Raw genomic sequence first — 14421 nt, 5'->3', positions numbered from 1 at the left:
CGCTATGACGACTTCGCAAGCAGCTCCGTGAATGCGTCCGCGCTTACCGGCTTGCTGAAGTAATATCCTTGCGCCGACTGGCATCCGTTTTCCTTCAAAAAGGATGCCTGGCCGGCCGTCTCCACGCCTTCGGCGACAACCTTCAGGCGCAGGCTCCGCGCCATGGCGATGATGGCGGCGATGATCGCCATGTCGTTCGCATCCTGCCCGATGCCGCGCACGAAACACTGGTCGATCTTCAGCGCGTGGATCGGAAAACGCTTCAGGTACGACAGGCTCGAATATCCGGTGCCGAAGTCGTCCACCGAGAGCTGGACGCCCATGTCGCTCAGCCGGGTCAAGGGCGCCAGGTTGTCTTCGCTCGGCTGCATCAGAATGCTCTCCGTAATTTCGAGGTCGAGCGCCGATGGCGGCAGGCCGGATTCGTGCAGCAGGCGAGCGACCAGATCGGTAAAGCCGGACTGCAGCACCTGCCGCACCGACAGGTTCACCGCAATCGTCATGCCGGCGTGGCCGGCGTCGCGCCAGCGCTTGAGCTGCATGCAAGCCTCGCGCAGCACCCATTCGCCGATCGGCAGGATCAGGCCGGTCTCTTCGGCGATCGGGATGAACTCCACGGGGGAAATATATCCGCGCTCCGGCTGCTGCCAGCGCAGCAAGGCCTCGGCCGACAGAATGCGGCCGCTGGCGATGTCCAGCTGCGGCTGGAAGTGCAGCGAGAATTCGCCGCGTGCCAAGGCCTGGCGCAGCTGGTTCTCCAGAATCAGGCGGCGTTGCGCCGCCGCGCTCAGGCTGGCGGTGAAGAACTGGTAGTTGCCGCGCCCCTTCGCCTTGGCATGGTAGAGCGCCGTATCGGCCGCCCTCATCAGTGCATCGACGTCGCCGCCGTCGGCCGGGAACATGCTGATGCCGATGCTGCAGCCGACATGCAGTTCCTGAGCATCGACCGCAAATGGCATGTCCAGTGCATCCAGCACCTTTTGCGCCACCAGTGCGGCAATGCCGCTGTCGGACAGGGCCGGCAGCGCAATGACGAATTCGTCGCCGCCCAGGCGCGCCAGGCTGTCCCCCTTGCGCAGGCAATCCTGCAGGCGCTGGGCCGCCATCCGCAACACCTGGTCGCCGACCGGGTGGCCGAGCGAATCGTTGATATTCTTGAAGTAGTCGAGGTCGATGAACAGCACGGCCACGCAATTTCCCTGCCGCCCTGCCTGCGCGATGGCTTGGGCGGCACGGTCCAGCAGCAGCGCGCGGTTGGGCAAGCCGGTCAGCATATCGTGATGGGCCATGAAGCCGATGCGCTCTTCGGCCTGCTTGCGCTCGATGGCGATGCCGGCCATGCGGGCGGCGATGTCGGCCAGCCGCATTTCGGCCGGCGTCGGATGACGCACCGTGCGGTAGTACATGCCGAACGTGCCCAGTACCCGTCCCTGCTGCGACACAATCGGGGTCGACCAGCACGCGCGCAGCCCGAATTGGGCGGCGAATTCATGGTAGCCGGTCCATAACGGGTCGTGCGCGATGTCGCTTGCGACCACCCGTTCGCGCCGGTGCATCGCGGTGCCGCACGATCCGGCCTGTTCGCCGATCGGCGCGCCTTGCAGCGCATGAATGTATTCTTCGGGCAAACCCGGCGCGACGCCGCTGCAGACATGCTGCCCATCCTCGCCCAGCAGCAGCACGGAACCGATCATGCCATCGGACTGCGATTCGATCACGCGCACCAGCTTGCCGAGCACATCCGCTAGCGGCGCGCCGGTCGCCATCATTTCGAGCACCTGCGCCTGCCCTGCCTGCAGCGCCTCTTCGAGCTTGCGCTGCGTGATCTCCTTGCCGGTGCCGTGATATCCCTTGAACTGACCTTGCGCATCGAAGAGCGGTTCGCCGCTGATGGAAAACCAGCGCATCGGCTGGCCGGGGTAACGTGCCCGGTACTCCCATTCGAGAAAAGGCTGGTGCGCCTCCAGCTGCGCCCTGTGCGCAGCCAGCTCGGCGGCGTCAATGTCGAGAGGCAGTTCCCAGCGCGTCTTTCCGATGGCTTGCGACAGATTGATGTGGTCCCGTTCCAGGATACCTCCGGACAAGGACGTGAACCGGAAGTTCTCGTCCTGCTCCCAGTACCAGTCGGACGACAGGTTGGTCAGGCGATGAAAGCGATCCTCGCTTTCGGCCAGGGCCTGTTCTGCCCGCTTGCGCTGGTCGATGTCGTGCACCGCCCAGATCACGCCCAGCCCGAGGTTGGCGCGGTCGACGGCAGTCAGCGTCGACCGCGCCCAGAATTCGGTTCCGCAGCGGCGCCGGTAGCGCGCGTCGACTGCGTACTCGCCTTCGGCGGCAATGGTCGAATACGCTTGCTCCCCGAGACGGATGAATGCTTCTTGCGACTGGTGCAGCAGGTTCGTTGTGCTGCCGGTCAATTCCTCGATGCTGTAACCGAATATCTGGGCAAAGGTTTGATTGCAGCGGGCAATCCGGCGATTCTTCACGAAGGCGATGCCGACCCCCGCATTTTCAAGAATGCTCTGCTGCTCCGGCACTGGGCTGCGGAGCTCGCCGGCGAGGCGCGCCTGCGCCGCAGCCTTTCCTGAAGCAAAACGCTCCACGACAAGCAGTGCACGCGTCAAATATGACCAAAGGTTGTCCACCTTGCGAAATTCCGATGTCTGACTGAAGTGATGATGCGATGTTGCTCGGTCCAGCATAGCGTAATACTTGGAAAGTCCGCAAAACCTTTTTCCGCTTGTTAATTTTTTACAGACGTTGCATTTTTGCAATATTACGGTTGCGGCCCCGGCGTGCTTACCTCGCCCTCAATTTCTCGTTCCACGACGCAAATATTGCAAATCGCCTTGGTCCTGACCGGACTATTGCGCGCGCTCATTGTGCAGCGAGTCGCCTCCTTTAAAGTGAGTATCGCAAGTGCAACTCATGCAATCGCCGATTCATCACTACGGCATCAGCGCTGGCAAACCGCTCTCCCCCCGGACGATCGCGCAGCCGCCTGCCGTCAATCAGAAGAACCTGCCGATAATGGAAGACATCGAACTATACAAGCGTCGTCTTGCCCAGGAAATCAGCGCGCGTCTGCAAGCTGAGTCACTCCTGCGGCAACAGAGCGTGGACCTTCCTTGTCAGGGCATGGAGCCAGAACAGGCAATGCGTGCAGCGGCGGAACGCGACCGGCTCCTGGTGCAATTGGCGCCCGATGCGATCCTGCTCGAATGCGAAGGACGCATCGTGTTTGTCAATCCGGCCGCCGTGCACCTGTACCGCGCCTCGAGCGCGGCAGAACTGCTGGGCCGCAGCCTGCACAGCCTGGTCGCGCCCGCCTATCGCGGCCTTGCGCCGGCGGCAGGCGTCCCCGTGCACGACGCCGCGCCGCGCGCCGCGGAAGAACAGGCGCTTTGCGTGGACGGCGAGCTGATCGATATCGCCGTGACACGGCAATGGATCAACTATCTCGACAAGCCGGCGCTCTATATGGTGGCAAACGACATTTCCGAGCGCAAGCGGCAGGAAACGCAGTTGCTTCATCAGGCCACTCACGACGCGCTGACCGGGCTGCCGAACCGCAACCTGCTGGTTGACCGCCTGCAACTGGCCATTGCCGAAGCAAAGCGCTACCAGGAACGCTTCGTCGTCGCCTTCATCGATCTCGACCGCTTCAAATGGATCAACGATAACTACGGCCACGAAACCGGTGACGCCCTGCTGATCACCGTGTCCGAACGGATGTCGGCCTGCCTGCGCGAGTCGGACACTATCGCCAGGCTCGGTGGCGATGAATTCGTGCTGGTTTTGCGCGACAGCGTCAATGGCGGCGACTCGGTGCAGGTGCTCAAGCGCGTGGTCGACTGCGTGTCGATGCCGACCGTGGTCGACGGCCAGGAAATACGCGTCACCTGCAGCATGGGATGCTGCACTTATCCCGACGACGGCGAGGAGCCGGAAGCGCTGCTGCGGTTTTCCGACGTGGCGATGTACCGCGCCAAGGAAAACGGGCGTAACAGCGTGCAGCACTACAACGAAGACCTGCGCCATCGATTCGGCCAGCGCGGCACGCTGGCCAACGAATTGCGCCACGCCCTCGAGCGCGGCCAGTTTTCTCTGCGCTACCAGCTGCAGCTCGACCTGAAAAGCGGCGCCGTCGCAGGCATGGAGGCGCTGCTGCGCTGGCATCACCCGGAACTGGGCGAGATCGAGCCGCATCGCTTCCTCCCGATTGCCGAGGAAACCGGCTTGATCGAGCCGATCGGCGAATGGGTGCTGCACCATGCCTGCCGGCAGAACCGGCTGTGGCAGGATGCCGGCCTGCAGCCGTTGCGCGTCGCGGTCAATCTCTCGCCGCGGGAGCTCGCACGGCCGGGTCTGGCCGCGCGCATCGCGCAAAGCCTGCGCAGCACCGGCCTCGACCCGGAATATCTCGAACTGGAGCTGACCGAAAGCGCTTCCATGCAGATGCCGGACAAGACGCTGCAGCTGATGCAAAAGCTCCGGGATCTGGGCGTCGGCCTGTCGATCGACCACTTCGGCACCGGCTACTCCAACATGCACTACCTGCAGCGCTTCCCGGTCGAGAAACTGAAGCTGGACGGCTCGTTCATCCGCCACATCGAAACCGATACCGCGCGGCTAGCCATCACCGATGCGGTAGTGTCGGTGGCGCATCGGTTCGGAATGAAAGTGATTGCCGAAATGGCAGAGACCGAGCACCAGGTGGCCGTGCTTGCCGCCTGCGGTTGCGATCAGGCACAAGGCTTTTACTTCAGCCAACCGGTCGACGCGGATGCATGCGCGCAGCTACTGCGCAGCTACGGCAGCCGCGACACGCTGGCGGCGGGATGATAGCCGCCCGCCTTTTGCGCATGACACGATGAACGCGCAAGCGAGTATATCCCTATTGAACTTTATTCAAGCGGCCCTCGTCTTATTGGTCAAAAGCCAAGATATGTATCGGTGCCCGGCGCGCCAATTCGCGCGTCGCGCTATGGCCTGTAACGCGACACGCGCTGCCACACTCACCCCATGCCTCACGTTACCAGCCATCGCGAACGATATTTCCTCTTTGCCAGGGCCGCAAGCGCGACAGTCGCTCTGACGGCGACGATCGCGATACTCGGATGGCTTGGCGTCATCCCGTTCCTGACCTCGCTGCCGGATTTCGCCGGCACCAAGTTCAATTCCTCCGTCGGGCTGCTGCTGTTAGGCATGTCACTGCACCTGCAGGTCGCCGGCGCCTCGACGCGCATGGCGTTGGGCTGCAGCCGCAGTGCCGCGGCGCTCGCCTTGCTGCTTGGCCTGCTGACCGCCATCGAATATACCGCCGACCTCAACATCGGCATTGACCAGTTATTCGCCGTCGACCGCAACGTGCCGGAAGGCCTGTATCCGGGCCGCATGTCGTTTGTGTCGGCGATCAATTTCATGCTGGCTGGCGGCGCGTTGCTCCTGCTCAGCAAGAATGCGCCGGCGCGCTGGGTGGAAGGTCTGACGTTCCTGGCCATCTTCAATGCCCTGATTCCCGCAATCGGTTACCTGTACGGCAAAACCGCGCTGTACCAGATCCCGTATTACGGCACGATTTCACTCCCGGTCACGCTGGCTTTCCTGCTGCTATGCGCGGGCATCCTGGCGGCGCGGCCAGAGCGCGGGCTGATGGCGCTGGTTTCCAACGGCAGCGCCGGCGGGATTACGGCGCGCCGCCTGCTGCCCGCCGCTATCCTGCTGCCGCTTGCCGTCAACCGGCTGGAATACTGGGGGCGCGGGGCCGGCCTGTACGACGCAACGTTCGGCATGATTGCGGTAACGCTGTCGAGCATCCTGATCTTCACGCTCCTGATCGGCTGGAATGCACGGCTGCTGCTGCGGCTGGACAAAAAGCGCACCGACGCGGAAGAAGCCCTGCACCGGACGCTCGACGCGCTGGAGAGCAACCTGAACGTGCTGTCCAACACCAATGCGCGGCTGCAGGCTGAAATCAGCATGCGGCACGCCGTCGAAGAAAACCTGTTCCATGAACACCAGCGCATGCAAGTCACGTTGAATTCCATTGGCGACGGCGTGATCACGACGGATATCGACGGCAAGGTGGCCTACCTCAACCCCGCCGCCGAACAGATGTGCAGCTGGACAAATGCCGACGCGGTCGGGCAGCCGCTGGACAAGGTGTTCATGATCGTCGACCCGGTATCGCGGCACGCGGCCAACTCCGTGCTGCAGGCAACGCTTCTCGGCGACAAGGTCATACGCATGCCGTCAAGTTCCATCCTGATTAGGCGCGACGGCAGCGAAACGGCAGTCGACGATTCCTGCGCGCCGATGCATGACCGTGACGGCCAAGTCATCGGCGCCGTGCTCGTGTTCCGCGACGTCAGCGCCGTGCGTGCGATGTCCCTCAAGATGGACTACATCGCGCAGCACGACGCGCTGACCGATCTGCCCAACCGCTTCCTGCTGAACGACCGCCTGACCCAGACCATCGGCCTCACGTTGCGCCACGGCACGCGCGCCGCGGTGCTGTTCCTCGACCTCGATCGCTTCAAGCATGTCAACGACACGCTCGGGCACACGATAGGCGACCACCTGCTGCAGGAGCTGGCCCGCCGCCTCAGGAAATGCACGCGCGACACCGACACCATCTCTCGCCATAGCGGCGACGAATTCGTGGTTCTTCTGCAAGAGGTCAGCGATAGCATAGGCGCGGCGCGTGCCGCCACGCAGGTGCTGAAATCGATCACCGAACCGTATTTCATCGACGAACACGAAATCCACGTCAGCGCCAGTATCGGCATCAGCATCTGCCCCGACGACGGCGACGACGGCGCCACTCTCATCAAGCATGCCGAAGCCGCGATGTACCAGGCCAAGGCGCAGGGCCGCAGCAACTACCAGTTTTTCACACGCCACATCAACGAGCGCGCGCTGCGCCGCTTCGCTCTGGAAAGCAGGCTGCGGCACGCTATCGCGCGCGAGGAGTCGGCGCTGTACTACCAGCCCAAGCTGTGCATCGCCAGCGGGCGCGTAATCGGGGCAGAAGCGCTGATCCGCTGGAACAACCGCGGCAGCGGGCCGGTCCCGCCGGCGCAGTTTATCCCGATTGCCGAAGAGAGCGGCCTGATCATTCCGATCGGCGAATGGGTGCTGCGCCAGGCCTGCACCCAGAACCGCGCATGGCAGGATGCCGGCTACGCGCCGATCCCGATCGCGGTCAACGTATCGGCAGTGCAGTTCCGGGAAAAGAATTTCCTCGAGATGATCGCGCGCGTGCTGCATGAAACCGGCCTGGAGCCGCGCTATCTGGAGCTGGAGCTGACGGAAAGCGTCACGATGCAGGATCTGGAGCTGACGACATCGCTGCTCGAGGCGTTGAAAAAAATGGGGGTCGGCCTGTCGATCGACGACTTCGGCACCGGCTACTCCAGCCTGTCCTACCTGAAGCGCTTCCCGATCGACACCCTGAAGATCGACCGCTCATTCGTGCAGGACATCGCCACCGATCCGGATGACGCCGCGATCACCTGCGCCATCATCAGCATGGCGAAAAGCCTGAAGCAAAAAGTGATCGCCGAAGGCGTGGAAACGCCCGAGCAGTTCGAATTCCTGCGCAGGCAGGGCTGCGACGAAATCCAGGGTTATTACTTCAGCGAGCCGCTGGCCGCACAGGATTTCGAACGCAGGGTCCTGCAGCGCGCCGCCTTCACAGCGGCGCTCACTCCATTTCCCACAACCGCCCATCCGCAGTGATCAACGCCGTCCTGACCGCCTTGCCCGGAAACACGGCACGCGCCGCCGAGCGGTAGCGCGCCAGCTGCCCCGCGTATGCCGCGCGCTCGCTGTCGAGCAGGTCGCGCTTGTAGTCCAGGATCCAGACCTCGTCGGCGTACACGACGGCGCGATCGAAACGCATCAGCTCGTTGCCGCTCACGACTTCCATTTCGTTGCATGCGAACTGAAAGCATGCCGGATTGAAGAATCGCTCCAGCTGTGGCTCGGCAAAGATCCGCAACGCCTTGTCCCGGATGCTCTCCGCCATCTGCTGCGGGCAGTTCAGCCAGCGCGCCATCCGCTCGGCATCCGGCACTTGCGGCGGCCAATTCACTCCCGGCGTAAGCCGCTCCAACAGCGCATGCAGTGCGATGCCTTCATCGATGGCGTCGTTGTGCGCCGGCGGCGAACAGGCTGCCGGCGGCAGCGCCACCGGATTGAAGATGGGCAGGCTGAATTCCTGCCCGCGCAGGGCGGCGAATGCATTTTCCGCCGCATCCGGCGACGGCTCCAGCGCCAGCTCCGGCGCGCCCAGCAGGCGCTGATACCAGCTGCCGTCGACAGTACCGTCGGCCAGGGCGCCGCGCGTGCCGGCGACGCCACTGACAATCAGCATTTCCTTGGCGCGCGTCACCGCCACATAGAGCAGGTTCCAGTCTTCCTGCTGCCTGAAGCGTTCCTCGGCCGCGAACAGTTCATCGCGCGCAGCGCCCCGCTCATCCTTTTTCGCAAAGCAGGAAAAGTGCGTCGGCGCGTCCGCGTCCTGCGGCCAGTCGCACAAGATGCCGCAATCGTCGCGCGCCGCTTCGCTATGGTTGGCATCGACCAGCACCACGATCGGCGCCTCCAGCCCCTTCGCGCTATGGATCGTCAAGATGCGTACCGCGTCGGCGGCGGCATCGATGGCCGCCTCGTCGGGAGCGTCGCTGGCGGCGCTTTTCCTGAGCAGTTCGAGCGCGTCGATGAATTTCGGCAGGCTCGGGTAACGGCCCGCATCCAGATTGAGCGCAAGCTCGGTGAACGCCTCGATATTGCCCAGCACCTGCTGGCGCGCCGGCGGCTGCGCGGCCTGCGCATAGCGCGCCACCAGTTCGCCCTGGTGCAGGATCAGGTCGAGCAGGTCGTGCACCGGCAGGCGCGGTGCCGCATGCAGCCAGTGCCGCAGCAGCACGGCTGCCCGCTTGACGACAGCCGAGGCGCCATCCGATGCCGACGCCAGCAGGCGCGACCACCATGGGCCATCCCCCGCTTGTGCCAGCGCGACCAGGTCGTCGTCGGACGCGCCGATGATGGGCGACTTCAGCACATGCGCGAGCGCCCGGTTGTCGCCGGGCGTGATCAGGAAGGTCAGCAGCGCGATCAGGTCGGCGACTTCGAGCGACTCCAGGAGGCCGCCGCGCTTGTCCGACACGAACGGAATGCCGGCCTCGCGCAGCGCGCTTTCGTAAGCGCTCAGGTAGGTGCGCTTTTTTACCAGCAGCATGACGTCGGACCAGGCGCCCTCACTCCCCGTGCGCGCCGCCAGCTCCCGTCGCGCTGCCAGGATCGCACGCGCCACCGCGCGCCCCTCTTCCAGGCGCCGCGCATCTTCCTCCTCGGCGCGCGGCGTGGTGAGCGGATCGCGCAGCATGAAGCCGCTGCCCTGCTCCTTTTGCTCTTCGCCGGAACGCACCAGCGGCAGGCGCCATACCTGCCCCCCCTGCAGACCGAGCGTGGTCTGCGCCGAAAAAATCGGGTTGCCGGCGAAGCTGGTGTTGAGCAGGTCGACGATCGCGGACGCATTGCGCCGGGTCTGATTGGTGCGCAGCACGGCCGCGCCCTGCGCTGCCAGCATGTCGCGCGCGGCGGCGAACACGCGCGGCTCGGCGCGGCGGAAGCGGTAGATCGACTGCTTCGGGTCGCCCACCACGAACACGCTCGGCTTTTGCGTGTCGTCGCCATAGGCGTTCAGCCACGCGCGCACGATGCTCCATTGCAAAGGGTTGGTGTCCTGGAATTCGTCGAGCAGGACATGCTTGTAGCGCGCGTCGAGGCGGCTCTGCAGATAAGCCGCATGCTCTTCATTGGTCAGCAGACGATAGGCGTGCCACTCCAGGTCGCCGAAGTCGAACACACGCTGCTCCGCCTTGACCGCCTGATATTGTTCCAGGAAGGCGGCCCCGGCGATGAACAGCGCTTCGTTGAGCGCCAGCACGGTGCGTTCGCAGCTGCGCTTCCTGAGCAGTTTCAGCTCCTTGCCGAGCGCGTCGAACTCCTCGTCGAAGGCGGCGGCAGCGTCGCCGCCGAAATGCTTTTCCAGCGCCTTTTGCAGGTCCTTGGTCTTGGTATTCTTGCGCGACTCGCCGTCGCTGCCGAAAAACTCGTTGCACAACGCATCGAAGCTGTCGACGCCGGCACCGGCGCTCAATGCCTTCTCGATCGCCGTTGCCCGTTTCTGGTTGACCGCCGTTCCCTGGCCCAGCAGGCGTGCGACGGTCTGGATACGCTCCGTCAGCCGCGCATCCTGCCACAGCATCAGCCGCGCATCGCACCGGCCATCCTCGCCGCACAGCTCCTGCAGCCATGCGAGCGGCGCGTTTTCCCCGGCCTGCAGCGAGGCCCACCATTCGGCGCGCTTGTCGACGAAGGCGTCGAGCAGCCGGCGTGCATTCCAGTCGCCGACCATGTCGTACAGCGTCAGCAGCGCCTGCCGCACCTCGCCATTGTCTTCGTCGCCGAGCGACTGCATGAAGCGGCTGTATGCGTCCAGCATCAGTTCGCCGGTCGCCTCCGTAAGGGAATAACCATGCGGCACGCCGGAGGCCAGCGGGGCGATCTGCACCAGCTTCGCGAACCAGCTGTGAAAGGTGTCGATCGACAGGCTTTGCGGGCTGGCCAGGACGCGGTCGTACAAGCTGCGCGCCACCGGCAGCACGGCCGGCAGCTCGCGCTCGGCAATGCCGCGCTCGGCGAGCAGCGCACGTACCTCGGCGTCGGGCTGCAGCGCCAGCTGGTGGAGCAGGTGCAGCAGCCGCTCGCGCATCTCCTGCGCCGCCTTGCGGGTGAACGTAATTGCCAGCAGCTCGGACGGCTCGGCTCCGGTCAGCAGCAGACGCAGCATGCGCGCCACCAGGAGCCAGGTCTTGCCGCTGCCGGCGCATGCTTCCACTGCCACGGAATGGCGCGGATCGCACGCGACCCTGGTGAACTGCGCGGCGTCGACCGCTTGGCCATTGGCTTCGTATGCGCGTGGCGTCATGTCCCGCATCACCATGCTCCCTTGCGGCACAGGCCGCGCACTTCGCAATACACGCAGATGCGTTCAATGCCTGCAGCCGGCAGCGGCGCGCCCTGCCCGATGGCGCGGATGTTGGAGACGATCTGCGCTTCCAGCAGCGACTGCCACTCGCCGTAATTGGGCGCGGCGGCGTCACCCGTCTTGTCCTTCGACACCTCCAGCGCGACGTAGTGCGCGGCGGCCACCGGCACGTCGGACAGCACGCCGTAGAACGCCAGCTGGTGGTCGTCGCTCTCCTTGGCCTTGTCGCGCAGGGACTGCATGTTCCGGGTCTTGTAGTCGAGGATCGCGCGCTCGCCATCGGCATTCTCGTCGATGCGGTCGACGCAGCCGTGCAGGGTGATCTGCCCGCCCTCCCAGGACAGCGTCTTTTGGAACTGCTGTTCCCCGACGACGAATTGCCAGCCCTGGCTCTCGCGCTCGTTGGCCCATGCCAGATAGGCTGGAATCACCTTCTGCCAGCGCGCATAGTAGCCGAGCGCCGCCGCGCTGCGATCGAGCGCCTGGCCAAACACCTGCTCCGAGATTTCGCGCAGCAGGCTTTCGCGCGCGGCGGGCACGCTCTTGCGGTCGCGGACCGCCTCGTGGTACTGCAGGAGGATTTCATGCAGCCAGTCGCCATAGTCGCGCTTTTCCGGCATGTCCGACAGCTCGCCCAGTCCGTCCAGGCCCAGCATGCGTGTGGCGAAGAATTGATACGGGCAGGCGACCAGGCTGTTGTAGCCGCTGGCGGAAAGCCTGCGTGGCACGAGCTGCGGCGCAGCCGGCGCCGGCATGGTCGGCGGCGCACAGCGCAGCGCATGCGGCTCGAGATGGACTGCGCGCATCGGCACGGTGGCCCGGCCGGCGCGTTCCAGGCTCAGCTGCAGGCGTTCAACCCAGCTGCTGACCGGATTGGGTTCGCCGTTCTTGTACGCCTGCCAGGACAGCACAACTTCCGGGCTCACGCTCAACAGCTCGGCGAAGTCGCGCAGCTGCTGGCGCTGGCGCATTTCCCGGGTCGGCAGCCCGAGTTCACGCCGCACCGCATTGGCGAAGAACAGCATCTCGTCCAGCCGGGACGGCAAATGATCGGCGTCCGCGCCCACCATCAGCACGGCGTCGAAGCAGCGCAGCTGCGCACCGTTCAACTGCAGCATCACCACGCGCCGGTCGAAGTCGGACGGCACGAACGGCGCCAGCTCCATTTGCAGGCCGAGGAACGCGCGCCATTCGGAAAACGAAAATGGCTGATGCATGGATTCCGCATCCTGCGTCAGGGTATCGAGCAAGGCCACCACCTGCACGCCTGCGGCATCGTGCTGCAGCGCCTCGCGCATGCCCAGCGCTTCCATGACGCCGCTGGTGAGCTCGGCCCACTCTCCCAGCGTCTTGCGTCCGGCAAACAGCGCCGCCTGCCGCGCCACCTCGCGCAGGATTTCGCGCGCCGCCTGCTCGTCGCGCAACACGGCATCCGCCGCTTCCCATCCGCCCAGCACATTGAAGCGGCGCAGGGCATGCTCGATCGCCATCACCCGCTCCCCCTTGTCGGGCAGGTGCGCAAACAGGAAAGGCGACTTCAGCAAGTCCAGCAATACGACGGTTTCCGCACGCGTGGTCACCACGTCGAGCAGCGCGGCAACGGCAGCGGCGGCGCGCGTGGTCGACAGCTTCCAGCCGGTTTCGTCGGAAACGAAAACCTGCGCGCGCTCCAGCAATGCACGGATACGGCGCGCGACGACCCGATCCTGGGCGATGATCGCGATGCGGTTCTTGCCGGACTGCAGCCAGCCAAGAATGATTTGCGCACCGCGCTGCGCCTCCTCTTCCAGGCTGCCCGCGGCGCACAGCGACACGCCGGCGGGAGCCTCGGCAGCATGGTGCGCCTGCTCCGCCAAGCCGCCCTCCAGCATCTCGCCCCATGCCGCGGCGTAGACCGGCGCCACCGCTGCCGCCCGCCAGTCCAGTGTAATCGGCAGCACCGGCAGGCGCTGTGCGTAGGCCTCTAGGAATGCCTGGTGGTAGGTATCGGGAATCACCGGGCTGATCCAGATCAGCGGCTCGGTGGCATGCGCAGCCAGGCGCATCATTTGCCGATGACAGAATGCGACCGGATCATTAGCGTCGAGCTGGCTTTTCCACAATGTCCACACCAGCTGTGCTTCGTCGGACACCATGTTGCGGGCCGGCACCGGCAGCTGCGCGAGCGCCGCTTGCCAGCGCTCGTCGGGGGCCTCGGCGCTAAGCTGCATCGATGGAACCAATGCCCGCGTCAATTCATCAAATAGGGTCAACAGGGTTTGTGCCAGCGGCAACAGGTCGGTATTGCGGCGCGCGGTAAACAACTTTTTAAGCCATCCGTGCTGGCGCAGCTCCGCATAGAGCGACATCATGCGTTCGCTCGCAGGGGCGACCGGCGGCGTGGCCGGATCTGGCGGCAGCATGTCGATCCATGCTGCCAGTGTGATGATGCGCGGTGCGATGAAGGGGCGGCGCAATTCGGCCGACAGTGCCGATTTCAACTGTTGCGCATGAACAAAGCCGGGAACCAGCACCCGCACCGCAGATAAATCACAGGCATTTGCATGCGGCGGAAGCAGCCCGCTGCCAAGGATCGCGCGTGCAACCAGCGGCCAGAAGTCGGCGGAGGGAGGAATTAGCAGCGGATCGTGCAGCATGTGGATTGGCCAGGTCGAGAATTGCGGCAGAATTCATGAGTGGCGCGCCGCCTGAACGCCCGGCCGAATGGCCGCGCCCGCAATTTTATGTGAGTTAGGGCAAAAAAATCGGCACCGCACTACACTTTTTATGAAAATCGGTTATGATTTGTCCAATATCCCGCCGCACTACCTCTTGCAGTACCCTCCAGCAGGCTTGAATTCGCGCTCGACGTCTCCACTTGCGTATTGCATCCCGGACACGTTGGTTGGCTGGGATTGAGCAAGGTCACTAAGTCTGTTGGCGTTGGCATGACCCCTTTTACCCTCTCATCGAGGAAATCATGAGCGAAAACATTAAATACATCACTGATGCCTCTTTCGATTCGGACGTCCTGAAGTCCGACAAGCCGGTTCTGGTTGACTTCTGGGCCGAATGGTGCGGTCCTTGCAAGATGATTGCCCCGATCCTGGAAGAAGTTGCCAAAGAATACGACGGCAAGCTGCAGATCGCGAAGATGGATGTCGACGCCAACCAGGCAGTGCCGGCCAAGTTCGGCATTCGCGGCATTCCGACGCTGATCCTCTTCAAGAACGGCGTACCGGCGGCGCAGAAAGTCGGCGCCATGGCAAAAGGCCAGCTCACCTCGTTCATCGACAGCAACATCTGATTGTGACCAGCGCGGCGGTACATTCGTACCGCCGCTGTTAAATTGACCATCCTCGCAGTTCCCTCCCCCACCT

Annotated in this window: 6 protein-coding genes; 3 read left to right on the top strand and 3 right to left on the bottom strand. The window is 64.2% G+C overall.

The window, feature by feature from the left end; genetic code table 11:
* Positions 1–2 precede the first annotated feature (2 nt).
* Complete coding sequence (locus TSA66_RS05565; protein ID WP_198358718.1) at positions 3–2603, bottom strand: sensor domain-containing protein; 2601 nt, start codon at positions 2601–2603, stop codon at positions 3–5.
* A 325-nt stretch (positions 2604–2928) separates the two neighbouring features.
* Between TSA66_RS05565 and TSA66_RS05560 the strand changes: the two genes are divergently transcribed.
* Complete coding sequence (locus tag TSA66_RS05560; protein ID WP_052452122.1) at positions 2929–4845, top strand: putative bifunctional diguanylate cyclase/phosphodiesterase; 1917 nt, start codon at positions 2929–2931, stop codon at positions 4843–4845.
* A 180-nt stretch (positions 4846–5025) separates the two neighbouring features.
* The gene (locus TSA66_RS25390; RefSeq protein ID WP_052452121.1) at positions 5026–7743 is read left to right on the top strand and encodes a putative bifunctional diguanylate cyclase/phosphodiesterase; all 2718 of its coding nucleotides are present in this window, start codon (positions 5026–5028) and stop codon (positions 7741–7743) included.
* On the opposite strand, the gene TSA66_RS05550 is transcribed toward TSA66_RS25390, so the two are convergent.
* Together TSA66_RS05550 and TSA66_RS05545 are read right to left on the bottom strand one after the other, a co-directional pair.
* The gene (locus TSA66_RS05550) at positions 7709–11002 is read right to left on the bottom strand and encodes a UvrD-helicase domain-containing protein (RefSeq protein WP_198358714.1); all 3294 of its coding nucleotides are present in this window, start codon (positions 11000–11002) and stop codon (positions 7709–7711) included. The two genes, TSA66_RS25390 and TSA66_RS05550, sit on opposite strands and share 35 nt — an antisense overlap.
* Before the next feature lie 8 nt (positions 11003–11010).
* Entirely contained in the window at positions 11011–13698 is a 2688-nt protein-coding gene (locus TSA66_RS05545) for a PD-(D/E)XK nuclease family protein (protein ID WP_040039315.1), read from the bottom strand.
* A 323-nt stretch (positions 13699–14021) separates the two neighbouring features.
* Here TSA66_RS05545 and trxA point away from each other — a divergent pair, with 323 nt between their 5' ends.
* Complete coding sequence (gene trxA, locus TSA66_RS05540; RefSeq protein ID WP_040039314.1) at positions 14022–14348, top strand: thioredoxin TrxA; 327 nt, start codon at positions 14022–14024, stop codon at positions 14346–14348.
* Positions 14349–14421 lie beyond the last annotated feature (73 nt).

The organism is Noviherbaspirillum autotrophicum (genome assembly GCF_000818395.1).
GTDB lineage: Bacteria > Pseudomonadota > Gammaproteobacteria > Burkholderiales > Burkholderiaceae_D > Noviherbaspirillum > Noviherbaspirillum autotrophicum.
Note: the sequence above shows the minus strand (reverse complement) of the source record. Positions and strands in the feature narration are given on the sequence as shown.

Coding starts and splice junctions, on each gene's coding strand:
- TSA66_RS05560 (WP_052452122.1), top strand. CDS start 2,929: ATGCAATCGCCGATTCATCACTACGGCATCAGCGCTGGCAAACCGCTC.
- TSA66_RS25390 (WP_052452121.1), top strand. CDS start 5,026: ATGCCTCACGTTACCAGCCATCGCGAACGATATTTCCTCTTTGCCAGG.
- TSA66_RS05550 (WP_198358714.1), bottom strand. CDS start 11,002: ATGACGCCACGCGCATACGAAGCCAATGGCCAAGCGGTCGACGCCGCG.
- TSA66_RS05545 (WP_040039315.1), bottom strand. CDS start 13,698: ATGCTGCACGATCCGCTGCTAATTCCTCCCTCCGCCGACTTCTGGCCG.
- trxA (WP_040039314.1), top strand. CDS start 14,022: ATGAGCGAAAACATTAAATACATCACTGATGCCTCTTTCGATTCGGAC.